Raw genomic sequence first — 23,606 nt, 5'->3', positions numbered from 1 at the left:
CCGCGAGCCTGCACAACAATGACAGGCCGAGCCTGTCCCAAGGTGACATATGCCCAACAGCAACATTGGCAATAAGAATCAGACCCTGCGCAAACCCATCGTCCTGATGACCATGGGCACCCAGGAGCGCAAGGGCCATGACTATCAGGTCATGACCCACAAATACATCACGCCTCTGGTCGACTTCGCCGACTGCGTCCCTGTCCTGGTCCCCACCTGCTGCGGCACCGATGATCTGGAAACCTATCTGGACATGGCCGACGGTGTGTACCTGACCGGCGCCGGCAGCAATATCGACCCGGCCCTGTACGGCCAAGAGAACGAAACCCCCGGCAAGGCCCAGGACAAGGACCGCGACCTGTTCGACATCCCTCTGGTGCAACTGGCCATCGCCCGCGGCCTGCCGATCTTCGGCATCTGCCGTGGCATGCAGGAAATCAACGTCGCCCTGGGCGGCGATATCTACCAGAAGGTCTATGCCGAGCCCGGCTTCAACGATCACCGGGAAAACCCGGAAGATCCGGTCGAGGTCCAGTACCAGGCGGTGCACAGCGTCAAGATCAAGTCAGGCAGCTGGCTGCGCGAAACCCTTGGCACTGACGAGATCCGTGTCAACTCGTTGCACGGCCAGGGCCTGAAGAACCTGGGCGAAGGCCTGGAGCCAATCGCTCAAGCCGAAGACGGCCTGGTCGAGGCGATTCACGCGCCAGCCCTGTCGCCCTTCCTCTTCGCCGTGCAGTGGCACCCAGAGTGGCAAGCGGCCAAGAACCCAGACTCGATCAAGATGTTCAAGGCCTTCGGCGACGCCTGCCGCCAGCAGGTGCGCAAGGCCCAGGCGAGCAAGCAACGCCAGAGCGCCTGATAGCTTCAAGCTTTGATCGCGGGGCAAGCCCGCTCCCACAGACCCTCTGCTGGTCTCAGATGTTGCTGCTGTGGGAGCGGGTTTGTCCCGCGATCGTTTCCCGCCTCCCGGCTTGAGACATACGATAACTCCTCGCCTTTTCGCAAAACCCCATTCCAGAGCCGTTACTCCCCCTGAGCCACCTCGACTAGACGGGTGCGTTCGTCTGCCTGTGAGAAAAATCCTGCATTTGGGGGGTAGTCATTGCACAAGTTGTACGATAACTTACCTCCACCTTGGTTCCACCCTATCTTTTCCAAGCGCTACAGGATGCTCACAACAATGAATCCACAAGAACTGCAATCCATCCTTTCCCACGGCCTGCTGTCGTTCCCGGTCACCGACTTCAACGCCCAGGGCGACTTCAACCCAGCCGGCTACCGCAAGCGCCTGGAGTGGCTCGGCCCTTACGGCGCCAGCGCCCTGTTCGCCGCGGGTGGCACCGGCGAGTTCTTTTCCCTGGCGGCCAGTGAATACAGCCAGGTGATCAAGACCGCCGTCGACACTTGCGCCGGCTCGGTACCGATCCTCGCCGGTGTCGGCGGCGCCACCCGCCAAGCCATCGAGTACGCCCAGGAAGCCGAACGCCTGGGCGCCAAGGGTTTGCTGCTGCTCCCGCACTACCTGACCGAAGCCAGCCAGGACGGCGTCGCCGCCCACGTCGAGGCGGTGTGCAAGTCGGTGAACATCGGGGTGGTCGTGTACAACCGCAACGTCTGCCGCCTGAACGCTACGCAGCTAGAAATGCTGGCCGAGCGCTGCCCGAACCTGATCGGCTACAAGGACGGCCTAGGCGACATCGAGTTGATGGTGTCTATTCGTCGGCGCCTGGGTGATCGCTTCAGCTACCTGGGTGGTCTGCCGACCGCCGAAGTGTATGCTGCGGCCTACAAGGCCTTGGGCGTGCCGGTCTACTCCTCGGCGGTGTTCAACTTCATCCCGAAGACCGCGATGGACTTCTACAACGCCGTGGCCCAGGACGACCATGCCACCGTGGCCAGGCTGATCGATGATTTCTTCCTGCCCTACCTGGACATCCGCAACCGCAAGGCCGGCTACGCCGTGAGCATCGTCAAGGCCGGGGCGAAGATCGCCGGCTTCGATGCAGGTCCAGTGCGCACTCCACTGACCGACCTGAGCGCCGAAGAGTACGAGATGCTCGCCGCTCTGATGGACAAGCAAGGCGCCCAGTAACCACCGCTGCAGCCGAAGCGGCCCGCGCTGCTTCGGCCACGGACATACAAGCCCGCACAACAATAATTAGTGGGAGTTCACCAGCATGCAAGCGACGAAAAAGACGCATGTACGCTATCTGATCCTGTTCATGCTGTTCATCGTGACCACGATCAACTATGCCGACCGCGCCACCATCTCCATCGCCGGCTCCAGCCTGCAGAAAGACCTGGGCATCGACGCGGTGACCCTCGGCTACATCTTCTCCGCCTTCGGCTGGGCCTATGTGCTCGGCCAGATCCCCGGAGGCTGGCTGCTCGACCGCTTCGGTTCGAAGAAGGTCTATGCCTTCAGTATCTTCACCTGGTCGTTGTTCACTGTCCTGCAAGGGTTCGTCGGCTACCTGCCGCTGGCCAACGCCATCATTGCACTGTTCATGCTGCGCTTCCTGGTCGGCTTCGCCGAAGCACCGTCCTTCCCCGGCAATGCGCGCATCGTCGCGGCCTGGTTCCCCACCGCCGAGCGCGGGACCGCTTCGGCCATCTTCAACTCGGCGCAATACTTCGCCACCGTGCTGTTCGCGCCGCTGATGGGCTGGATCGTCCATGCCTGGGGTTGGGAGCATGTGTTCATCGTCATGGGCGTCATGGGCATCGCCTTCTCCCTGGCCTGGCTGAAGCTGATCTACAACCCCAAGGAACACCCGATGATCGGCGCCGAGGAGCTCGAGCACATCGAGAAGAACGGCGGCCTGGTGGACATGGACAAACCCCGAGGAGCCGGCGACAGCGGACCGAAGTGGGGCTACATCAAGCAGTTGCTGACCAGCCGCATGATGATTGGCGTCTACCTGGGCCAGTACTGCATCAATGCCATTACCTACTTCTTCCTTACCTGGTTCCCGGTGTACCTGGTGCAGGAACGCGGCATGTCGATCCTCAAGGCCGGCTTCATCGCCTCCCTGCCAGCGATCTGCGGGTTCATTGGTGGCGTGCTGGGTGGTGTGTTGTCTGACCACCTGCTGCGCCGTGGCAACTCGCTGACCTTCGCCCGCAAGGCGCCGATCGTGGTCGGGCTGTTGCTGTCCACTTCGATGGTGATCTGCAACTACGTGGACGCCGAGTGGATGGTGGTCGGCATCATGGCCCTGGCGTTCTTCGGCAAAGGCCTCGGTGCCTTGGGCTGGGCAGTGGTGTCAGACACCTCGCCCAAGCAAATCGCCGGCCTCTCGGGCGGTATGTTCAACACCTTCGGCAACATCGCCTCGATCACCACACCAATCATCATCGGCTACATCATCAGCGCCACCGGCTCGTTCAAGTGGGCGCTGGTGTACGTGGGTGCCAATGCTCTGGTGGCGGTGTTCAGCTATCTGGTGATCGTCGGTCCGATCAAACGCATCGAGCTGCGTGACAGCGTGAAGGATGAAGCAGCCCCAGCACAGGCCGCCAGCAGTGAACTGGCCGGCTCGCGCCACTGAAAGAATGCCGGCGCCCCGCTGTGGCGCCGGTTGCTGAACAAAGCCTGAGAGAAGACAAGAAGGGCCCAACCATGCAGTTGATCGAACACACCGACTCGCCCCGCTACGTCCGCCTGCACGACAACGACAATGTCGTGGTCGTGGTCAACGACCAGGGGCTGGGTGAAGGCAGCCGCTTCGCCGACGGCCTGACCTTGGTCGAAAGCGTGCCGCAGAGCCACAAGGTCGCGTTGGTGGACATCGCCAAGGGTGAGCCAGTGCGGCGTTACGGCCAGGTCATCGGCCATGCCTTGGAAGACCTGCGCCAGGGCAGTTGGGTCAAGGAAAACCAGCTGGCCATGCCCGCCGCCCCGGAACTGGACAGCCTGCCACGCTGCGATGCGATCCCCGAGGCGCTGCCAGCGCTGGAGGGCTACACCTTCGAAGGCTACCGCAATGCCGACGGCACCGTTGGCACCCGCAACATCCTCGGCATCACCACCACGGTACAGTGCGTCACCGGCGTGCTCGACCATGCGGTCAAGCGCATCCGTGACGAGCTGCTGCCCAAGTATCCCAACGTCGATGATGTGGTCGCCCTCACCCACAGCTACGGATGCGGCGTGGCGATCAACGCACGCGACGCGTACATCCCGATCCGCACCGTGCGCAACCTGGCACGCAACCCCAACCTGGGTGGCGAGGCCCTGGTCATCAGCCTGGGCTGCGAGAAGCTGCAAGCCGGCCAGGTGATGCACGACAACGACCCCTCCGTGGACCTGAGCGAACCCTGGCTGTACCGCCTGCAGGATGCCAGCCTCGGCTTCAGCGAAATGATCGAGCAGGTCATGGCCCTAGCCGAAGCCCGCCTGCAGAAGCTCGATCAGCGCCGCCGCGAGACGGTTCCTGCCAGCGAGCTGATCCTTGGCATGCAGTGCGGCGGCAGTGACGCCTTCTCCGGCATCACCGCCAACCCGGCCCTGGGCTATGCCGCCGACCTGCTGGTGCGCGCCGGCGCGACAGTGATGTTCTCGGAAGTCACCGAAGTCCGCGACGCCATCTACATGCTTACCTCCCGCGCCCAGACTCCGGAGGTGGCACAGGCCCTGATACGGGAGATGGACTGGTACGACCAGTACCTGCAACGCGGCGAAGCCGACCGCAGCGCCAACACCACCCCGGGCAACAAGAAGGGTGGCCTGTCCAACATCGTCGAAAAATCCCTGGGCTCGATCGTCAAGTCTGGCAGCGGCGCGATCCAGGGCGTGCTTGGCCCAGGCGAGCGGGTCAGCCACAAGGGCCTGATCTTCTGTGCGACCCCGGCCAGCGACTTCGTCTGCGGCACTCTGCAACTGGCCGCCGGGATGAACCTGCATGTATTCACTACCGGCCGGGGCACGCCCTATGGCCTGGCCATGGCGCCGGTGGTCAAGGTCTGTACCCGCAGCGAGCTGGCCGAGCGTTGGCCCGACCTGATCGACATCGATGCCGGGCGCATCGCCACGGGCCGCTCGACCATCGAGGCGCTGGGTTGGGAACTGTTCCACTACTACCTCGACGTCGCCAGCGGCCGCCAGAAGACCTGGGCAGAAAAGCACAGGCTGCACAACGACATCACCCTCTTCAACCCGGCGCCCATTACCTGAATGCACATGCTCCACTCCCGTGAGCTCAGTGCCTGCAAGGGCGCACCACATGTTTTCTCACTTCAAACAGGAACATCCCATGCCTGAGATCCTCGGCCACAACTTCATCGCCGGCCAGCGCAGCGCCGCCGGCACACAACGCCTGCAGAGCCTGGACGCCACCAGCGGCGAGGCTCTGCCCTACAGCTTCATCCAGGCCACCGAGGCTGAAGTAGACCTCGCCGCCCAAGCCGCTGCCGCCGCCTTTGCCGAATTCCGCCAACTGGCACCGGCCCGCCGCGCCGAGTTCCTCGACGCCATCGCCGCAGAACTGGATGAACTGGACGATGCCTTCGTCGCCATCGTCTGTCGCGAAACCGCCCTGCCCCCGGCCCGCATCCAGGGTGAGCGCGGCCGAACCAGTGGCCAGATGCGCCTGTTCGCCCAGGTGCTGCGCCGTGGCGACTTCCTCGGCGCCCGTATCGACCTGGCGCAGCCTGAACGCCAACCACTGCCACGGGTGGACATTCGCCAGATGCGTATCGGCGTCGGTCCGGTGGCGGTGTTCGGCGCCAGCAACTTCCCCCTGGCCTTCTCCACCGCTGGCGGTGACACCGCCGCCGCCCTGGCCGCTGGGTGTCCGGTGGTGTTCAAGGCACACAGTGGCCACATGGCCACCGCCGACTTGGTAGCCAGCGCCATCATCCGTGCCGCCGAGCGCACCGGCATGCCCAAGGGCGTATTCAACATGGTGTTCGGCGGTGGCGTCGGCGAGTGGCTGGTCAAGCACCCGGCGATCCAGGCCGTAGGCTTCACCGGTTCGCTCAAAGGCGGCGACGCGCTGTGCCGCATGGCCGCCGAGCGCCCACAGCCGATCCCAGTGTTCGCCGAGATGTCGAGCATCAACCCGGTGATCGTCCTGCCAACGGCCCTGGCCAGGCGCGGCGACGTCATCGCCCGCGAACTGGCCGGCTCGGTATGCCTGGGCGCCGGCCAGTTCTGCACCAACCCTGGCTTGGTGATCGGCCTGCAATCACCGGAGTACAGCCAACTGCTGACCGACCTCGGTCAGAGCCTGGACCAGCAGGCCGGACAGACCATGCTCAACGCTGGCGGACTGCGCAGCTATGCAAGCGGCCTGGAGCACTTGCACGCGCACGCCGGTATCCAGCACTTGGCCGGCCAGGCACAGCAAGGCAACCAGGCTTGCGCCCAGCTGTTCAAGGCCGATGCCCGCCTGCTGGTGGAAGCCGATCCACTGCTGCAGGAAGAAGTCTTCGGCCCAACCACCGTGGCGGTCGAAGTGGTCGATCAGGACCAATTGCGCGCCGCCTTGCAGGGCCTGCGTGGGCAATTGACCGCGACGCTGATCGGCGAGCCCGAGGACCTCGAGGCCTTCGCCTGGCTGGTGCCACTGCTGGAAGAGAAGGTCGGCCGGATCCTGGTCAACGGCTACCCCACCGGTGTGGAAGTGTGCGACGCCATGGTCCATGGCGGCCCCTACCCGGCGACCTCCGATGCCCGGGGCACTTCGGTCGGCACCTTGGCCATCGATCGTTTCCTGCGCCCGGTGTGCTACCAGAACTACCCACAAGCGCTGCTGCCCGAGGCGCTGCGCGATAGCAATCCGCTGGAACTGCGGCGGTTGGTGAATGGGCAGTGGAGCGACGGCGCGATCTGATCGCCCCGAGCAATGGAAAAGCCCCGCGATTGCGGTAATGGGGCTGCTTTGCAGCCCATCGCGACACAAGGCCGCTCCCACAAGGGGCTGGGGCCGATACATACGTAAATGCGTGGTTTGCAAGCTCTCTGTGGGAGCGGCCTTGTGTCGCGATGGGGCGCGCAGCGACCCCAACTGAAGTCAAGTGAACAGCATTACCGCGATTGCGGGGCTTTTCATGGCTAGCCCACTCAACTCCCCGCAAGCAAGAACCTCAGCTCTCCTGCGCCTCTGCCGCTTCATGGGCCTGGCGCAGCCGTTCCCGGCTGTTGGCCAGGTGCATGCGCATGGCCATCTTCGCCCCTTCGCTGTCACGCCGGGCAATGGCTTCGTAGATTGCCTCGTGCTCATGACTCAAACGGCTCATGTAGTGCGCCTGGTCGTCATGGGCCAGGCGCGCCGAATTGAGCCGGGTGCGCGGGATGATGCTGGTGCCCAGGTGGTTGAGGATGTCGGCGAAGTAATGGTTGCCACTGGCTTGGGCGATCTGCAGGTGGAACTGGAAGTCCGCCGCCACCGCATCGCAAGCATGGGCCGCACCCTCGTTCAGCTCATCCAGGGCCTGGCGCATGCCTGCCAGTTGCTCGGCGCTGCGCCGTTCGGCGGCCAGCCCGGCTGACTCGATCTCCAGGGCGATACGCAGCTCCAACACCGCCAGCACTTCACGCAGGGTGACGATGGTCGCCGGATCGATGCGGAACCCGCCCGACACCGGCGCGTCCAGCACGAAGGTGCCGATACCATGGCGCGTCTCCACCTGGCCGGCAGCCTGCAGCCGGGAAATCGCCTCACGCACCACGGTGCGGCTGACACCCTCCTCGGCCATGATCTGCGACTCGGTCGGCAGCTTGTCGCCACGCTTGAGCTGGCCACTGCGAATCCGTTCGGTCAGCACCGCGACCAGTTCCTGAGCCAGGCTGCGTGGCTTGCGCCGGGCCCGGGGTTGTACCTGCTGCTCTGTCATGCCCTGCACATTCGATTGGAAAGACAGCCGCCATAATAGCGCAATCAGTTGTACGATCACATACATCTACCACGGGCTTGCCCGAATCCCGACGGCGCCTGACCCATAGCCTTGCGGAACATACTGGAGAACGCGCTCGGGTTGTCATAGCCCAGGTCCAAGGCAATGCGGGTCACCGACTCCCCAGCCGAGAGCCTGGTCACCGCAGCCAACAGGCAGGCTTGCTGGCGCCAGGCGCCGAATGACAGGCCGGTCTGCTGGCGGAAGTGACGATTGAAGGTACGCAGGCTCTTGTTCTGGCACTGCGCCCAGTCCTGTGCCGTAACGAGGATGCTCGGCATCCGCAGGAACGCCTGGCACAAGCCCGCCAGCGCCGGATCAGCGGGAATCGGCGCGAACAGCGGCAGGCTGCGGGCACGGCGCAGCTCGTGAAGGATCAGTTCCAGGAGCAGCCCGTCACGCCCCTGCTCGTCATGCAACAGCGGCACTTCGGCGCTGGCCAGCAACAACTGGTGCAGCAACGGCTCGACTAGCAGGGCCTCGCATTGCTCCCCGGGGCGCGGTACGGCGGCGGGCTCGATATACAGGCTACGGGTGCTGACGCCGTGCATGCGCACCTGATGCCGCTTGCCTGGTGGAATCCACACGCCGTTGTACGGCGGGATGACCCAGGCGCCGTCGTCGGTTTCCACCTCCATCAGGCCGCTCATGCCATAGAGGAACTGCGCGCGCCGGTGGCGATGGCTAGCCAGCAGCGTACCCGGCGGGTAATCGGTGCCGATGGCCAGGACGTCCCGGGACAGATGATCGACCTGGGCCAAAGGAATATTGAGCATGAATACCTACTTGGCCGAAATTCAACGATTGTTGACCGAGGCACGCAAGTCAGCCACTGGTCAGCGGCTTAAGGTGCAACTTTCCCCTGTCTGCTGCAAGGTCTTTCCCATGCTCTATGTCCTGCTCGGTTGCTTCGGCGTGCTTGCCGGTATCACCACGGTGCTGTTCGGTTTCGGTGGCGGCTTCTTCGCTGTACCGGTCCTCTATACCCTGCTGATCGCCAGCCATGGCTCAACGTCCAGCATCGGACAGTCCGCCATGCAGGTGGCCGTGGCCACCTCGACCAGCGTGATGGTGTTCAGCGCCAGCCTGGCGACCCTGCGCCACCATCGCGCGGGCACCCTGCGCTGGGACTTGGTGAGTCCACTGCTGGGCTATATCGCCCTGGGCGCCTCGTTCGGCGCCATAGCGGCCATAAACCTTGAGGGGCACTGGCTGCGCTGGGCATTCATCGCCTATCTGGCATTGACCATTGTCGATGCGCTGTTGCGTCCGGGTTTCGTCCAGGAAGCGCCAAGCCTGGTCCAACCTATGGGGCGCGCAGGCAGCGCCTTGGCCGGAACGGCCATTGGTTGCCTGGCCGCACTGCTGGGTGTCGGCGGCAGCGTGATGACAGTACCGCTGATGCGCCGGCGCGGCGCCAGCATGACCACGGCCACCGCCATGGCCAATCCCCTGACCCTGCCCATGGCGCTGTCCGGCACCTTGGTCTATGCCTTGCTCGCCGGCCAAGGCCACGCGCTGGGCAGTGGTTATGCCGGCTATGTCGACCTGCCGGCTTTCGGCCTCCTGGCGCTTGGCTCCTGGCTCGGCATCCGCCTGGCCGCCCCCTTGATCGGACGGATTCCCGATGCCGTGCATGCCAAGGCTTACCTGGCGTTGTTGGCTGGCGTGCTGTTGGTGATGCTCATCGTGCGCTGAGAGTGCCTCGGCGCCCCACATCCGCGCCTGGACTGTGTGCGCTGAACTGAAGGCAATCTGACGGCAAATTGCTGGCCCCCTAAGTGCCTAAGCGAAGGCAAACTCTCTTTTCCTTCAGACGCTTAGGACAGCAACATGCGGGGAATTCTAGTAATGATGGCCGGCTGCCTGCTGGCCACGGCCGCCATCGGCGTCCAGGCCAAGGCCTTGAACAAGAACGATCGCTACGTCTGCAACTGGGGCTCGCAGATCGCTGCCGACGCACAGCACTCCAAGCTGTCCGGGGTGACCCTGTACGCCGCGCGCAAGAAGCTGCAAGTACGTAAATTCCCCAAACCGTGGATGCGCATGACCGCGTTTGGCATCACCGAGCAAACCTACAACAGCCGCTCGCGGCTAAAGCCGGCCGCGATCAAGCAGACGTATTACGAACAGTGCGTGCAGCATGCACTGGCAAAAAGATAAAAACCTTAAATTTCAATTAGTTGAAAAATAAAAAATAGAAAACAGATGAAGAAATCGCCAAATCAGAACAATTAAGCTGATTTTCTTTAAAATCAACAAGTTGAAATAACATCATGATGTAAAAATGAAAAGGCCGCCCCACGGCGGCCCTTTCCTTCTTCGATCGTTTCAGCATCCACTCAACGCAGGCGCACGCCGCTCACCGGCGAAGAACAGCGGCCGCAAGCGTACACCGATCAGGTTGCCGGCATAGGCGGCCACCAGCCACAACCAGCCGTGCACGCTGCCCGAAGCGATACCACTGAAGTACGCGCCGATGTTGCAGCCATAGGCCAGGCGCGAGCCATAGCCCAGCAGCAGGCCACCGATCACCGCGGCTACCAGCGAACGCAGGGGAATGTTCAGGCTCGGGGCGAAGCGCCCTGCCAGGCCGGCGGCGAGCAAGGCGCCGAGGACGATGCCGATGTCCATCACCGTGGTGATGTCCTGCCACAGCGGGGCAGCCAGGGCCTTGGCATTGGCCGGTGCCTGCCAGAAGGCCCAGGCGCTGACATCGACACCCAGGCCGGTCAGGGTCTTGGCGCCCCACAGGGCGAACGCCGAGGTGATGCCCCAAGGGCGGCCAGCCAGGGCCAGGGTGGCGTAGTTGAGCAGTGCCAGGGCGACCGCGCCCCACACCAATGGCCAGGGACCACGCAGGAAGCGGCGCAGGCCCTGGTGCTCGCTGCTGACCGGCGCTTCCAACTGGCCGTGACGACGCTTCTCCAACACCACGGTCAGCCAGGCGATCAGGCCGAACACCAGCAGGCTCACCAGCAGCGCTGGAACGACACCGAAAGCCTGGACGATGGAGGTGGCCGGGAACGACGGCAGAGCGAACCACCAATCGGCATGATGGGTCGCGGTCACCGAGCCGATGATGAAGAACAGCAGGGTCACCAGCATCCGCGCATTGCCGCCACCAACGGTGAACAGCGTGCCCGAGGCACAGCCTCCGCCCAACTGCATGCCAATGCCGAAGATGAATGCGCCAAACACCACCGATACCCCGGCCGGAGCCACCAGGCCGGTGACCGGCTGGCCGAACAGGCTGCCGGCGGACAACGCCGGGAAGAACAACAGCACCGCCAGGGCCAGCATAACCATCTGCGCACGCAGGCCAGCGCCACGGCGTTCGGTGATGAACACCCGCCAGGCCGAGGTGAAGCCAAAAGCGGCGTGGTAGAGCGTCAGGCCCAGCGCGGCGCCGACAATCAGCAGCAGCACCTGCTTGGCGCCAACGTTGCTGTTCAGGAACCAGGCGCCAACCAGGAGCAGCGCGAGCGCGAACAACGGCGCGCCGAGGCGACGCGGTTCGGGTGTAGCAGTAGCGGAAAGACCCATTGGAATACTCGGATACGGTGGAACGGCCCGCGAGTATAGCCTGTGCTGACGGGGCGAAAAACGCCGTGGTAGTGGGGTCAATCGCTGGCGCCAGGCATAGTGGCCGCAAGAGCTAAGGTACACAGGAGGCCAGGCTGGCCTATGATTGCATCCTGTCTCTCCACCTGCGGACACTCGCCCATGCCCTGCCCCGATGACCCCGAGGATGCCCTGCTGCACAGTTGGCAGCAGAACGCCGCCGCCTGGATCTCAGCGGTACGTGGTGGCGTCATCGAAAGCCGTCAGCAGGTCACCGACCAGGCCATCCTCCTGGCCGTACTCGGGCGTCAACCGCAGCGGGTGCTGGACCTGGGCTGTGGAGAAGGCTGGCTGCTGCGCGCCCTGGCCAGCCGTGGCGTGGCGGCGGTCGGAGTAGATGGTGATGCGACCCTGGTCGCGGCGGCGCGGGAGGCTAGTCCGGCGCCGGTACACCTGGCCAGCTACGCGCAACTGGTCGAGTCGGCAGTGCAGGTCGGTACGGGCTATGACGTGATCTGCGCCAACTTCGCCCTGCTCCAGCAAGACATCGTATCGTTGCTGTCAGCGCTCAACGCCCTGCTCACGCCCGGCGGCGCGCTGGTGATCCAGACCCTGCATCCCTGGAGCGCCGCCGCCGGCGACTACCAGGACGGCTGGCGCGAGGAAAGCTTCGCCACCTTCAGCGGCCAGTGGCACCCCATGCCCTGGTACTTCCGTACCCTCTCCAGCTGGCTGGCCGGGCTCGACCTGGCTGGCTACAAGCTCACCGGCCTGCAGGAGCCGCAGCACCCACAGAGTCCGCAGCCACAATCCCTGCTGCTGGTCGCAGAGCCGCAGCCCCAGGTCACCCCGTGAGCCTGTACAGCCCCAAGGCCATCCCCGCGGCCAGCAGCGACAAGGCTGATCAGGCTCCGGGCTTGCGGGCCGGGACGACAGCCTGGGCCGTGACCCGGTCATCGGCAAGCGGCGCCAGGTGCAGCACACGGTCGCGGCCGCCCTCGGCAAGCAGGTAGCCGCCCTTTCCATCCGGGACGATCGCCTGGGGCGCCTTGAGGAAGGACAGCACGGTATGCTGGCGCCCCTCGGCATCGACGCGCAGCAAACGGGCGCGGTGGGTGGAGTCTTCGCTGATCCACAGGCCGCGCTGGTCACAGAGCAGGAAGGTCGGGTTGCGCAAGCCATCGATCACCACCGGGTCCTGGCCATCGGCACTCAAGGCGCGGATCTGGCCGCTGGCCTTCTCGGTGTAGAGCAGGCGGCCATCGCTGCAGCGGGTCAGGCCTTCGGTCTCGGTCAACCCTGAACGCAGCACTTCGAGACGGCCGTCGTCCCAGCCGTAACGCATCAGGCGACCATTGCCCTTACGGTCTTCGATGGCGTAGAGGTGATCGCCATCATTCCACAGCCCCTGCACGTTCTCGCCCTCGAACAGCGCCGTAATCTGCCCGTCACGCAGCAAGCTCACCGGTGCCTTGCCGCCTTCCTGGCTGAAGACCCAACCCCCTTGGGCAGCGACCATGCCGTCAGGCTTGGACAGGCCATCGACCAGCACGACCCGGTCGCCCTGTGCAGTGATCTTCAGGATACTGCCCTTGCCGTCGTTCAACTCGCGGCTGACCAGCAGGCTGCCATCGGCCAGCGGCAGCAACGAGGCAGCCTTGGCAACCGAGCGGTGCAGCACCTGGTAATCCCAGCCCGTGGCGGCCTGCACCGGGTAGAAACTCTGCCAGGAGAAAAAGCCCAAGGCACCGACCACCAAGGCCGTGCTTGCCTTCAGTACCCACCGTACACCGCGCTTGCGCAAGATCTGGACCATTCTCTCGTCCCTTTGAAGAAGGCCGCGATCCTAGCAAGTCAATGTGAAAAAAATGTCGAGGGGCAAGCGCATCCGGCGGAGTTGCTGCCGACAGCGGCGACGGTGAACGAACGGCATGAAAATAAAAGGATATAAAAAGAACAAAACATTCTAACCAAATGGAATTAAGAAATTGAAACCAGCAAGCCGCCTCCTTAGGCTGAGTGGATGTTTTCCTACGCACCTCTAAGGAGATGACCGTGCCTGCCCGTCCCTTTTCCTCCCTGCGCCGCCTGCTACTCGGCGGTTTGCTGGCCAGCGTCGCCAGTGCCTTGCTGCCCCTGTCCAGCGCCCAGGCAGACAGCGACAAGACGCTGCGCATCGGCTACCAAAAGTTCAACAGCATCAACATCCTCAAGGGTAGCGGTGCCCTGGAAAAAGCGCTTGCCCCCCAGGGAGTCAAGGTCAGTTGGCATGAGTTCGCCGCGGGCCCGCAGTTGCTGGAGGCGTTGAGCACCGGCGCCATCGACCTCGGCCATGCCGCCGACGCGCCGTCGGTGTTCGCCCAGGCCGCCGGCAAGCCTGTGGTTTACCTGGCGGCCGAACAACCCTACCCACGCGGTATCGGCCTGGTGGTGCGTGAGCAGGACCACATCGCCGACATCAAGGCCCTCAAGGGCCAGCGCGTGGCCACCGGCCGAGGTTGGAACGCCCAGTACTTGCTGGCTGCCGCCCTGCAGGACGCAGGCCTGAGCTACCAGGACATCACCCCGGCCTACGTCAACAATGCCGCCGACGCCGTGGCCGCCTTGCAGTCGGGCAGCGTCCAGGCAGCCACCCTGTGGGACCCCTTCCTCGCCGCCGCCGAGCAACAAGCTGGCCTGAAGAACCTGCGTGATGGCAGTGGCCTGTCCAACAACCGCACCTTCTATCTGTCCACCGCAGCCTTTGCCGACCAGCACCGCGACCTGCTCAAGACCTTCTTCAGCGAGCTGTCCAAAGTCAGCCAGTGGGCCAATGCCAAGCCTGCCGAGGTCGCCACCCTGCTCGCGCCGCAACTGGGCATCAACGCCGGCGTGCTGGAAGTGGCCAGCGAACGGCGCAACTACAATGCCGTGGCCATCACTCCGGAAATCGTCGCCGAGCAGCAGAAGCTGGCTGACACCTTCCAGGGCCTGGGCCTGATCCCGCATAAGCTGCAAGTGGCCGACGCGGTCTACCCGGCTTCCGTGCTGCCTTGACGCCGGGGAGGCCGAGCATGTCCCGCCCTATCCGCTTCAACGCCTTCAGCATGAACGCCGCCAGTCACCAATCGCCTGGGCTATGGCGCCATCCACGCAATACCAGCGTGCGCTTCAACCACCTGGACTACTGGACCGATCTGGCCCGGTTGCTGGAGCGCGGGCTGTTCGACGCGCTGTTCATCGCCGATGTGCTGGGGATCTACGACGTTTACCAGGGCAGCCCCGATGCCGCACTGCGTGGCGGCGTCCAGGTGCCGGTCAACGACCCGTTGCTGCTGGTCCCGGCCATGGCCGGGGTGACCGAACACCTGGGTTTCGGCGTGACCTTCTCGCTGACCTACGAACACCCCTACCCCTTCGCCCGACGCATGTCGACCCTTGACCACCTGAGCAACGGTCGAGTCGGCTGGAACATCGTCACCGGCTACCTCGACAGCGCCGCGCGCAACCTGGGCCTGGCCCAACAGCTCGGCCACGACCAGCGCTACGACCTGGCCGAGGAATACCTGGAGGTGCTCTACAAGCTCTGGGAGAAGAGCTGGGACGACGATGCCGTGCTGCTGGAACGCGACACTGGGCGCTATATAGAGCCATCTCGGGTGCACCCCATCGGCCACGCCGGCGAGCACTTCCAGGTGCCGGGCATGCACTTGTGCCAGCCTTCGCCCCAGCGTACCCCGGTGTTGTTCCAGGCGGGGGCTTCGGCGCGCGGCCAGCAGTTCGCCGCGCAGCATGCCGAATGCGTGTTCATCAGCGGCCCGACGCCGACCGTGCTGCGTCGCTACGCCGACGGCATCCGCCAGGCCAGCGAAGCCGCCGGGCGGGGTCGCGACGAGGTGCTGATCTACGCCCAAGCCCTGCTGATCGTCGGCCGTACAAGTGCAGAAGCCCAGGCACGCTTCGACGAATACCGCCGCTACGTCGACCTGGACGCCGCCCTGGCGCTGCTCTCCGGCTGGACCGGCATCGACTTCGCTGGCCTCGACCCAGACGCGCCGATCGAGTACGTGGAAAACGACGCCGGCCGCGCCGCCCTGGCCGCCTTCACCGCCGCGGACCCGAACCGCCGCTGGAGCGTACGCGAAGCGGCCGAGTTCATCGGTCTTGGCGGACGCGGCCCGGTGCTGGTCGGCTCGGCCAACGAAATCGCCGACCAGTTGGAGGACTGGCTCGACCGCACTGGCATCGACGGCTTCAACCTCACTTACGCGGTACAACCAGACGACCTGCAAGCGGTGGTCGAACTGCTGGTGCCGGAGCTGCAGCGCCGTGGCCGCTACCCCTTGGCCTACGCGGACGGCAGCCTGCGCCACAAGCTGTTCGGCCAGGGTGACCGGTTGCCGGAAAGGCATGCCGGGAGACAGGTGAGACTCGCGGAGGATGGTATTCAGTAAGTAAATACCGGGTATTTCAACATTTAATTTGTGGATAGTGCGGACTGTTCTATATCGTGTCCTTCATCCCCCCCGCCGCACCGGCCGGTGCGGCCCCGGCACGGGGACACAACAACAAGTCGAGACTGTCCATGTCGAATTCTTCCTACTTTGCCCCTCACGGTGGGCACCCAGCTCAAACCGAGCTGCTGACAGACCGTGCCATGTTCACCGAAGCCTATGCCGTCATCCCCAAAGGCGTGATGCGTGACATCGTCACCAGCCACCTGCCGTTCTGGGACAAGATGCGCATGTGGGTCATCGCCCGCCCGCTGACCGGTTTCGCCGAAACCTTCTCGCAGTACATCGTCGAAGTCGCCCCCGAAGGCGGCAGCGAACGCCCTGAACTGGACTCGAACGCCGAAGCCGTGCTGTTCGTGGTCGAGGGCGAGATCGACATCACCCTCGAGGGCAAGCACCATACCCTGGCGCCAGGCGGCTACGCCTTCATCGCGCCGGGCGCCGAGTGGAGCCTGCGCAACAACAGCAAGGCCAACGTCACCTTCCACTGGCTGCGCAAGCACTACCAGAAGGTCGAAGGCTTGGCCGCTCCGGAATCCTTCGTCACCCATCGCGACAAGGCTCAGGTCATCGAGATGCCGGGTACCGAAGGCCGCTGGGTCACCACCCGTTTCGTCGACATGGCCGACATGCGCCATGACATGCACGTCAATATCGTGACCTTCCTGCCAGGCGGCGTTATCCCGTTCGCCGAGACCCATGTCATGGAGCACGGCCTGTACGTGCTGGAAGGCAAGGCGGTGTATCGCCTGAACCAGGACTGGGTCGAGGTCGAGGCCGGCGACTTCATGTGGCTGCGCGCCTTCTGCCCGCAGGCCTGCTATGCCGGCGGCCCAGGCCCGTTCAGCTACCTGCTGTACAAGGATGTCAACCGCCACGCGCACCTGACCCTCAACCCACAGCGTTGAGTCCAGGTCGCCACCTGCGAGCCCGCCTTTATGGCGGGCTTTCTGTTTCTGCCGTCCGCTCCTATGCTTGAACCCCAAGCCCCTGCCTGCGGTGGTCCGGATCATGAACCTGCGTTGCCTGCTGGCCGTCCTGCCGTTGCTGTTGCCACTGCCGCCGCTACTGGCCGACGACTGGCGCCTGGCTTATGAAGAACAAGGCATCCGCATCTACCTGAGCCCGGTGCAGGGCTCGGCCTACCAGCAATTTCGCGGCGTGGCGGTGATCAAAGCCAGCGTGCGCACCCTCAGCGACCTGCAGGAAAACCTGCGCGTAGCCTGCAAATGGCTGTACGCCTGTGCCGACATGCGTCTGCTGGAAGTCGATGGCGACAGCACCTGGGTCTATCTGACCACCGCGCTACCTTGGCCGGCCAGTCCACGCGACATGGTGCTGAGGGTGCGCACCGAACGCCTGGATGACGGCAGCCTGGTGCGGACCCTGAGCGCCGAACCCGGCAGGGTGCCCACCAGCCCGGGGCTGATCCGTGTACGCCGCTTGCAGGGCGAGTGGGTCCTGCGCCCGCTGGGCGAACGCGAGACCGAAGTAACCTACCAATTGCAGGCCGACCCGGCCGGCGATGTACCCGGCTGGCTGGCCAACCGCTTCGTCGTCGATGCTCCGCTGGTGAGTTTGCGCACCTTGCGCGCCGTGGCGCAGCGGCAACCCTGACAGAGCCGCCGTGTAGACGCCTAGCGGCCTGTGTCCGAGGGAAACATGCGTGCTCCGAGATAGAGCAGCCCTTCCTATCATTCCCAGTGATAATAACCTTCGGCTCGTTCGATTCGTTCCCGCCGCGCGTGCCCGCCAGAATCCGCCCACTATCTCTTTATATTGGCGGAGTTCTCCATGGAACACTCACTCAAACCCTTGCGCTATCCCCTGGCTGCCTTGGCAGTGCTGGTGATCAGCGCCTGCGGCCGGGGCCCGGATGCCGTGCAGGCTCCCGCCGCCCCCAAGGTCAGCGTAGCCAAGGTCATCGAGCAACCGATCAACGAATGGGATGAGTTCACCGGCCGCCTGGAGGCGCCGGAGACCGTCGAGGTGCGCCCGCGGGTGTCCGGGCAGATCGACCAGGTGGCCTTCACCGAAGGCGCCCAAGTGAAGAAAGGCGACCTGCTGTTCCAAATCGACCCACGCCCCTTCCAGGCCGAGGTCCGCCGCCTGGAAGCGCAGTTACAGCAAGCTCGCGCCACCGCCATCCGCAGCGAGAACGAGGCTCGCCGCGGCGAACGCCTGCGCAACAGCAACGCGATCTCCGCGGAACTGGCCGAATCGCGCAGCAGCGCTGCCGCCGAAGCCCGCGCCGGCGTCGCCGCGATCCAGGCACAACTGGACCTGGCCCGCCTGAACCTGAGCTTCACCCGCGTCACCGCACCGATCAGCGGTCGCGTCAGCCGCGCCGAGTTCACTGCCGGCAACATCGTCACTGCCGATGTCACGCCGCTGACCAGCGTGGTTTCGACCGACAAGGTCTACGCCTACTTCGACGCCGACGAACGCGTCTACCTCAAGTACACGCAACTGGCCCGCGACGGTCAGCGCGGCCAGACCACCCCGGTGTATTTGGGCCTGTCCAACGAGGAAGGCAACCCGCACCTGGGCCAGATGAACTTCGTCGACAACCAGGTCAACCCGCGCACCGGTACCATCCGTGGCCGTGCCGTGTTCGACAACCGTGACGGCCAGTTCACCCCTGGCCTGTACGCCCGCCTGAAACTGGTCGGCAGCGCCACCTACTCGGCCATGCTGATCAACGACGAAGCCGTGGGCACCGACCTTGGCAAGAAGTTCGTGCTGGTCATGGACGAGGACAACAAGGCCGCCTACCGCGCAGTAGAGCTGGGGCCGAAGCTGGAAGGCCTGCGCATCGTGCGCAACGGCCTGCACAAGGATGACCGCATCGTGGTCAAGGGTCTGCAGCGCGTGCGCCCAGGCTCGCCAGTCACGCCAGAAGAAACGCCGATGGCCAGCGATGCGACACTGGCCACCCTCGCCCGCCAACGCCAGGCCCTGGAAGCCAGCAACCCGGCGCCGGTCGCGGCCAGCCCCAGCGTGAAACTCGCCAGTGCCACAGCACCGCGCGGTTAAGGGACAGAACAGATGAATTTCTCCAGATTCTTTATTACCCGGCCAATCTTCGCTGCCGTGCTTTCGCTGGTGACGCTGATCGCCGGCAGCATCGCCCTGTTCCAACTGCCGATCAGCGAATACCCGGAGGTGGTGCCGCCAACCGTGGTGGTGCGCGCCAACTTCCCCGGCGCCAACCCCAAGGTCATCGGCGAGACCGTCGCCTCGCCCTTGGAGCAGGCCATCACCGGTGTGGAAGGCATGCTCTACATGTCTTCCCAGTCCACCTCCGATGGCAAGCTGACCCTGACCATCACCTTCGCCCTGGGCACCGACCTGGACAACGCCCAGGTACAGGTGCAGAACCGGGTCACCCGGACCCAGCCCAAGCTGCCGGAAGAAGTGACGCGTCTCGGTATTACCGTCGACAAGGCTTCGCCTGACCTGACCATGGTCGTGCACCTGACCTCGCCGGACAACCGCTACGACATGCTCTACCTGTCCAACTACGCCATTCTCAACATCAAGGATGAGCTGGCGCGCCTGGGCGGTGTCGGTGACGTGCAACTGTTCGGCATGGGCGATTACTCGCTGCGCGTCTGGCTCGATCCGAACAAGACCGCTTCGCGCAACCTCACCGCCAGCGACGTGGTCACCGCCATTCGCGAACAGAACCGTCAGGTCGCCGCCGGCCAGTTGGGCGCTCCGCCCGCTCCTGGTTCGACCAGCTTCCAGCTGTCGATCAACACCCAGGGCCGCCTGGTCAACGAAGAAGAGTTCGAGAACATCATCATCCGCGCAGGCGCCGACGGCGAGATCACCCGCCTGAAGGACATCGCCAGGGTCGAACTCGGCTCCAGCCAATACGCCCTGCGCTCGCTGCTGAACAACCAGCCGGCGGTGGCCATCCCGATCTTCCAGCGCCCAGGCTCCAACGCCATCGAGATCTCCGACGAAGTACGGGCGAAGATGGCCGAACTGAAGAAGGACTTCCCCGAGGGCATGGACTACAGCATCGTCTATGACCCGACCGTGTTCGTCCGTGGCTCCATCGAAGCAGTGGTGCACACCCTGTTCGAAGCGCTGATACTGGTCGTGCTGGTGGTGATCCTGTTCCTGCAGACCTGGCGTGCCTCGATCATCCCACTGATGGCCGTGCCGGTTTCGCTGATCGGCACCTTCGCGGTGATGCACCTGTTCGGCTTCTCGCTCAACGCGTTATCGCTGTTCGGCCTGGTGCTGGCCATCGGCATCGTGGTGGACGATGCCATCGTCGTGGTGGAGAACGTCGAGCGCAACATCGCCCTGGGCCTCAAGCCGATGGAGGCGACGCAGAAGGCCATGAGCGAAGTGACCGGGCCGATCATCGCCACCGCCCTGGTGCTGTGCGCGGTGTTCGTGCCGGCAGCGTTCATCTCCGGGCTCACCGGGCAGTTCTACAAGCAGTTCGCCCTGACCATCGCCATCTCCACAGTGATCTCGGCCTTCAACTCGCTGACCCTGTCGCCCGCGCTGGCCGCCGTACTGCTCAAGGAACACCATGCGCCCAAGGACCGCTTCTCGCGCTTGCTGGAGCGCCTATTCGGCCGTTGGCTGTTCACCCCGTTCAACCGCTTCTTCGAGCGCGCCAGCCACGGTTACGTGGGCGGCGTGCGACGAGTCATCCGTGGCAGCGGCATCGCCCTGTTCGTCTACGCCGGCCTGATCGGCCTGACCTACCTGGGCTTTTCCTCGACTCCGACCGGTTTCGTACCGGCCCAGGACAAACAGTACCTGGTGGCCTTCGCCCAACTGCCGGACGCGGCCAGCCTGGACCGTACCGAAGCGGTGATCAAGAGGATGAGCGAGATCGCCCTCAAGCAGCCGGGCGTGGCTGACTCGGTGGCCTTCCCTGGACTGTCGATCAACGGTTTCACCAACAGCCCGAACAGCGGCATCGTTTTCACCCCGCTCAAGCCGTTCGACGAACGCAAGGACCCAAGCCAATCGGCCCAGGCCATCGCGGCAGCGCTCAACGCCCAGTACGCCGACATCCAGGACGCCTACATCGCGATCTTCCCGCCTCCGCCGGTACAAGGCCTGGGCACCATCGGCGGCTTCCGCCTGCAGATCGAGGACCGTGGCAACCTGGGCTACGAGGCGCTGTACAAGGAAACCCAGAACATCATCGCCAAGAGCCAGAACGTGCCAGAGCTTGCCGGGCTGTTCACCAGCTACCAGGTCAACGTGCCCCAGGTCGATGCCGCCATCGACCGGGAAAAGGCCAAGACCCACGGCGTGGCCATCAACGACATCTTCGAGACGCTGCAAATCTACCTGGGCTCGTTGTACACCAACGACTTCAACCGCTTTGGCCGCACCTACCAGGTCAACGTCCAGGCTGAACAGCAGTTCCGCCTCGATGCCGAACAGATCGGCCAACTGAAGGTGCGCAACAACCTGGGCGAGATGATCCCCCTGGCGACCTTCCTCAAGGTCAGCGACACCTCCGGCCCCGACCGGGTCATGCACTACAACGGCTTTATCACTGCCGAGATCAACGGCGCCGCGGCTCCGGGTTACAGCTCAGGCCAGGCCGAACAGGCCATCGAGAAGCTGCTGAAAGAGGAACTGCCCAACGGCATGACCTTCGAGTGGACCGACCTGACCTACCAGCAGATCCTGGCCGGCAACACCGCGCTGTTCGTCTTCCCGCTCTGCGTGCTGCTGGCCTTCCTGGTGCTGGCCGCCCAGTACGAAAGCTGGAGCCTGCCGCTGGCGGTGATCCTGATCGTGCCGATGACCCTGCTGTCGGCCATCACCGGGGTGATCCTGTCCGGGAGTGACAACAACATCTTCACCCAGATCGGCCTGATCGTACTGGTGGGGCTGGCGTGCAAGAACGCGATCCTGATCGTCGAATTCGCCAAGGACAAGCAGGCCGAAGGCCTCGACCCGCTGGCCGCAGTGCTGGAAGCCTGCCGCCTGCGTCTGCGGCCGATCCTGATGACCTCGATCGCCTTCATCATGGGCGTGGTGCCGCTGGTGCTCTCCTCCGGCGCGGGTGCGGAAATGCGCCATGCCATGGGTGTAGCGGTGTTCTCGGGAATGATCGGCGTGACGGTGTTCGGCCTGTTCCTGACCCCGGTGTTCTTCTTCCTGATCCGTCGTTTCGTGGAGCGCAGGCAGGCCCGCAAGGCCGCCTTGGCACAGCCGCTGGAGAGCCATGCATGAACCTGCTCAAACCCTTGACCCCGAGCCTGCTGGCGCTGGCCCTGGCGGCCTGTGCGGTCGGCCCTGACTACAAGGCGCCGGATACCGCGCCAGCCAGCCTGGCCGCCGCGCAAGCGGCCAAGGTCTACGACCGCAGCCGTTTCGAGAGCAGTTGGTGGCGACAGTTCGATGACCCAGTGCTGAACCAACTGGTGCAAGCGTCGCTGGAAGGCAACCGTGACCTGCGCGTGGCCTTCGCCCGCCTCAAGGCGGCGCGGGCCATCCGCGAAGATATCGACAACGATGCCTTGCCCACCGTCACCAGCCGCGCCAGCAGTGAGATCGGCAAAGGCCAGGTGCCGGGGCAGACCGAGCGCCGGGTCAATAGCGAACGCTACGACCTGGGCCTGGACATGGCCTGGGAGCTGGACTTGTTCGGCCGTATCCAGCGCCAACTGGAAGCCAGCGAGGCCCAGGAAGCCGCGGCCGAGGCCGACCTGCAACAACTGCAGGTCAGCCTGATCGCCGAGCTGGTCGATGCCTATGGCCAACTGCGTGGCGCGCAACTGCGCGAGAAGATCGCCCTGGCCAACCTCAAGACCCAGCAAGACTCACGCAGCATCACCGAGACCCTGCGTGACGGCGGCATCGGCAACGACCTCGACGTGGTCCGCGCCGATGCCCGGCTGGCGGCGGTCGAAGCCACTGTCCCGCAGTTGCAGGCCGAACAGGAACGCGCGCGCAACCGCATCGCCACCCTGCTGGGCCAGCGCCCGGACAGCCTGAGCGTCGATCTCTCACCCGCGCAATTGCCAGCCATAGCCAAGGCCTTGCCGATTGGCGACCCAGGCGAGCTGCTGCGCCGCCGCCCGGACATCCGCAGCGCCGAACGCCAACTGGCCGCTGCCACTGCCAACGTCGGCGTGGCCACTGCCGACCTGTTCCCACGGGTCAGCCTCAGTGGCTTCCTCGGTTTCACCGCGGCGCGAGGCTCGCAACTGGGTTCTTCGGCAGCCAACGCTTGGGCACTGGGGCCCAGCATCACCTGGGCCGCCTTCGATCTCGGCAGCGTGCGGGCCCGCTTGCGCGGCGCCAAGGCCGATGCCGAAGGGGCCCTGGCCAACTATGAGCAGCAGGTCCTGCTGGCCCTGGAAGAGTCGGCCAATGCCTTCAGCGACTACGGCAAACGCCAGCAACGCCTGCTGGCCCTGATGCGCCAGAGCGACGCCAGCCGCAAGGCCGCCGACCTGGCCTCGGTGCGTTACCGCGAAGGCACGGTGGACTACCTGGTGCTGCTCGATGCCGAGCGTGAACGCCTGAGCGCCGAAGACGCCCAGGCCCTGGGCGAGGTCGAGCTGTACCGTGGCATCGTCGCCATCTACAAGGCCCTTGGCGGTGGCTGGCAGCCGCAGACCCTGGCCAGCGCGAACTGACTGATTC

At 64.5% G+C, this 23,606-nt stretch carries 19 protein-coding genes; 15 read left to right on the top strand and 4 right to left on the bottom strand.

Annotated features, from left to right (window positions below; all coding sequences use genetic code 11):
- Nucleotides 1–49 precede the first annotated feature (49 nt).
- The 5 genes from ACYU03_RS11620 to ACYU03_RS11600 all read left to right on the top strand — a co-directional run bounded on the left by ACYU03_RS11620 (nucleotide 50) and on the right by ACYU03_RS11600 (nucleotide 6,839).
- On the top strand, nucleotides 50–862 hold the full coding sequence (locus ACYU03_RS11620) for a gamma-glutamyl-gamma-aminobutyrate hydrolase family protein (protein ID WP_461890842.1): 813 nt from the start codon (nucleotides 50–52) through the stop codon (nucleotides 860–862).
- Between the two features lie 321 nt (nucleotides 863–1,183).
- Complete coding sequence (gene kdgD / locus ACYU03_RS11615) at nucleotides 1,184–2,095, top strand: 5-dehydro-4-deoxyglucarate dehydratase (protein WP_461890840.1); 912 nt, start codon at nucleotides 1,184–1,186, stop codon at nucleotides 2,093–2,095.
- An 85-nt stretch (nucleotides 2,096–2,180) separates the two neighbouring features.
- Nucleotides 2,181–3,554, top strand: coding sequence for an MFS transporter (locus ACYU03_RS11610; protein WP_461890838.1), 1,374 nt, complete (start codon nucleotides 2,181–2,183; stop codon nucleotides 3,552–3,554).
- Between the two features lie 71 nt (nucleotides 3,555–3,625).
- Nucleotides 3,626–5,179, top strand: coding sequence for a galactarate dehydratase (gene garD / locus ACYU03_RS11605; protein ID WP_461890836.1), 1,554 nt, complete (start codon nucleotides 3,626–3,628; stop codon nucleotides 5,177–5,179).
- Between the two features lie 79 nt (nucleotides 5,180–5,258).
- Nucleotides 5,259–6,839, top strand: coding sequence for an aldehyde dehydrogenase (NADP(+)) (locus ACYU03_RS11600; protein WP_461890834.1), 1,581 nt, complete (start codon nucleotides 5,259–5,261; stop codon nucleotides 6,837–6,839).
- A gap of 253 nt (nucleotides 6,840–7,092) precedes the next feature.
- On the opposite strand, the gene ACYU03_RS11595 is transcribed toward ACYU03_RS11600, so the two are convergent.
- The gene (locus ACYU03_RS11595) at nucleotides 7,093–7,842 is read right to left on the bottom strand and encodes a FadR/GntR family transcriptional regulator (RefSeq protein ID WP_461890832.1); all 750 of its coding nucleotides are present in this window, start codon (nucleotides 7,840–7,842) and stop codon (nucleotides 7,093–7,095) included.
- A 56-nt stretch (nucleotides 7,843–7,898) separates the two neighbouring features.
- A complete protein-coding gene (locus tag ACYU03_RS11590) occupies nucleotides 7,899–8,678 on the bottom strand; it encodes an AraC family transcriptional regulator (protein WP_461890830.1) in 780 nt (259 codons plus the stop codon).
- 109 nt (nucleotides 8,679–8,787) lie between these two features.
- Here ACYU03_RS11590 and ACYU03_RS11585 point away from each other — a divergent pair, with 109 nt between their 5' ends.
- Nucleotides 8,788–9,600: a sulfite exporter TauE/SafE family protein gene (locus tag ACYU03_RS11585; protein WP_461891446.1), complete on the top strand. Its 813-nt coding sequence runs from the start codon at nucleotides 8,788–8,790 to the stop codon at nucleotides 9,598–9,600.
- A 135-nt stretch (nucleotides 9,601–9,735) separates the two neighbouring features.
- Nucleotides 9,736–10,065 (top strand): hypothetical protein, encoded by a 330-nt coding sequence (locus ACYU03_RS11580; protein ID WP_461890828.1) that lies wholly within the window; start codon nucleotides 9,736–9,738, stop codon nucleotides 10,063–10,065.
- Between the two features lie 168 nt (nucleotides 10,066–10,233).
- On the opposite strand, the gene ACYU03_RS11575 is transcribed toward ACYU03_RS11580, so the two are convergent.
- Complete coding sequence (locus tag ACYU03_RS11575; protein ID WP_461890826.1) at nucleotides 10,234–11,448, bottom strand: YeeE/YedE family protein; 1,215 nt, start codon at nucleotides 11,446–11,448, stop codon at nucleotides 10,234–10,236.
- Between the two features lie 180 nt (nucleotides 11,449–11,628).
- Between ACYU03_RS11575 and ACYU03_RS11570 the strand changes: the two genes are divergently transcribed.
- Complete coding sequence (locus ACYU03_RS11570; protein WP_461890824.1) at nucleotides 11,629–12,321, top strand: class I SAM-dependent methyltransferase; 693 nt, start codon at nucleotides 11,629–11,631, stop codon at nucleotides 12,319–12,321.
- 49 nt (nucleotides 12,322–12,370) lie between these two features.
- On the opposite strand, the gene ACYU03_RS11565 is transcribed toward ACYU03_RS11570, so the two are convergent.
- Nucleotides 12,371–13,282, bottom strand: coding sequence for an NHL repeat-containing protein (locus ACYU03_RS11565; RefSeq protein ID WP_461890822.1), 912 nt, complete (start codon nucleotides 13,280–13,282; stop codon nucleotides 12,371–12,373).
- Between the two features lie 239 nt (nucleotides 13,283–13,521).
- Here ACYU03_RS11565 and ACYU03_RS11560 point away from each other — a divergent pair, with 239 nt between their 5' ends.
- The 7 genes from ACYU03_RS11560 to ACYU03_RS11530 all read left to right on the top strand — a co-directional run bounded on the left by ACYU03_RS11560 (nucleotide 13,522) and on the right by ACYU03_RS11530 (nucleotide 23,599).
- Nucleotides 13,522–14,502 (top strand): aliphatic sulfonate ABC transporter substrate-binding protein, encoded by a 981-nt coding sequence (locus ACYU03_RS11560; protein ID WP_461890820.1) that lies wholly within the window; start codon nucleotides 13,522–13,524, stop codon nucleotides 14,500–14,502.
- Nucleotides 14,503–14,519: 17 nt separating this feature from the next.
- Entirely contained in the window at nucleotides 14,520–15,899 is a 1,380-nt protein-coding gene (locus ACYU03_RS11555) for an LLM class flavin-dependent oxidoreductase (protein WP_461890818.1), read from the top strand.
- 131 nt (nucleotides 15,900–16,030) lie between these two features.
- A complete protein-coding gene (locus ACYU03_RS11550) occupies nucleotides 16,031–16,867 on the top strand; it encodes a bifunctional allantoicase/(S)-ureidoglycine aminohydrolase (RefSeq protein ID WP_461890816.1) in 837 nt (278 codons plus the stop codon).
- 103 nt (nucleotides 16,868–16,970) lie between these two features.
- Entirely contained in the window at nucleotides 16,971–17,576 is a 606-nt protein-coding gene (locus ACYU03_RS11545; protein WP_461890814.1) for an START domain-containing protein, read from the top strand.
- A 177-nt stretch (nucleotides 17,577–17,753) separates the two neighbouring features.
- A complete protein-coding gene (gene mexE / locus ACYU03_RS11540) occupies nucleotides 17,754–18,995 on the top strand; it encodes a multidrug efflux RND transporter periplasmic adaptor subunit MexE (protein WP_461890812.1) in 1,242 nt (413 codons plus the stop codon).
- Nucleotides 18,996–19,007: 12 nt separating this feature from the next.
- Nucleotides 19,008–22,187, top strand: a complete 3,180-nt coding sequence (locus ACYU03_RS11535) for an efflux RND transporter permease subunit (protein ID WP_461890810.1) — start codon at nucleotides 19,008–19,010, stop codon at nucleotides 22,185–22,187.
- Nucleotides 22,184–23,599: an efflux transporter outer membrane subunit gene (locus tag ACYU03_RS11530; RefSeq protein WP_461890808.1), complete on the top strand. Its 1,416-nt coding sequence runs from the start codon at nucleotides 22,184–22,186 to the stop codon at nucleotides 23,597–23,599. Before ACYU03_RS11535 ends, ACYU03_RS11530 begins: the two co-directional genes overlap by 4 nt.
- Nucleotides 23,600–23,606 lie beyond the last annotated feature (7 nt).

The sequence above is a fragment of the Pseudomonas sp. X10 genome (genome assembly GCF_054889225.1).
The sequence above is the reverse complement of the archived record's forward strand: the minus strand, read 5'-3'. Positions and strand labels throughout refer to the sequence as shown.

Bases quoted from the DNA above. Each gene is read 5' to 3' on its own strand.
- ACYU03_RS11580 (WP_461890828.1), top strand. From the start codon at position 9,736: ATGCGGGGAATTCTAGTAATGATGGCCGGCTGCCTGCTGGCCACGGCC.
- ACYU03_RS11530 (WP_461890808.1), top strand. From the start codon at position 22,184: ATGAACCTGCTCAAACCCTTGACCCCGAGCCTGCTGGCGCTGGCCCTG.
- ACYU03_RS11600 (WP_461890834.1), top strand. From the start codon at position 5,259: ATGCCTGAGATCCTCGGCCACAACTTCATCGCCGGCCAGCGCAGCGCC.
- ACYU03_RS11595 (WP_461890832.1), bottom strand. From the start codon at position 7,842: ATGACAGAGCAGCAGGTACAACCCCGGGCCCGGCGCAAGCCACGCAGC.
- kdgD (WP_461890840.1), top strand. From the start codon at position 1,184: ATGAATCCACAAGAACTGCAATCCATCCTTTCCCACGGCCTGCTGTCG.
- ACYU03_RS11550 (WP_461890816.1), top strand. From the start codon at position 16,031: ATGTCGAATTCTTCCTACTTTGCCCCTCACGGTGGGCACCCAGCTCAA.
- ACYU03_RS11555 (WP_461890818.1), top strand. From the start codon at position 14,520: ATGTCCCGCCCTATCCGCTTCAACGCCTTCAGCATGAACGCCGCCAGT.
- ACYU03_RS11545 (WP_461890814.1), top strand. From the start codon at position 16,971: ATGAACCTGCGTTGCCTGCTGGCCGTCCTGCCGTTGCTGTTGCCACTG.
- ACYU03_RS11610 (WP_461890838.1), top strand. From the start codon at position 2,181: ATGCAAGCGACGAAAAAGACGCATGTACGCTATCTGATCCTGTTCATG.
- ACYU03_RS11535 (WP_461890810.1), top strand. From the start codon at position 19,008: ATGAATTTCTCCAGATTCTTTATTACCCGGCCAATCTTCGCTGCCGTG.
- ACYU03_RS11575 (WP_461890826.1), bottom strand. From the start codon at position 11,448: ATGGGTCTTTCCGCTACTGCTACACCCGAACCGCGTCGCCTCGGCGCG.
- ACYU03_RS11570 (WP_461890824.1), top strand. From the start codon at position 11,629: ATGCCCTGCCCCGATGACCCCGAGGATGCCCTGCTGCACAGTTGGCAG.
- ACYU03_RS11620 (WP_461890842.1), top strand. From the start codon at position 50: ATGCCCAACAGCAACATTGGCAATAAGAATCAGACCCTGCGCAAACCC.
- ACYU03_RS11585 (WP_461891446.1), top strand. From the start codon at position 8,788: ATGCTCTATGTCCTGCTCGGTTGCTTCGGCGTGCTTGCCGGTATCACC.
- ACYU03_RS11590 (WP_461890830.1), bottom strand. From the start codon at position 8,678: ATGCTCAATATTCCTTTGGCCCAGGTCGATCATCTGTCCCGGGACGTC.
- mexE (WP_461890812.1), top strand. From the start codon at position 17,754: ATGGAACACTCACTCAAACCCTTGCGCTATCCCCTGGCTGCCTTGGCA.
- ACYU03_RS11565 (WP_461890822.1), bottom strand. From the start codon at position 13,282: ATGGTCCAGATCTTGCGCAAGCGCGGTGTACGGTGGGTACTGAAGGCA.
- garD (WP_461890836.1), top strand. From the start codon at position 3,626: ATGCAGTTGATCGAACACACCGACTCGCCCCGCTACGTCCGCCTGCAC.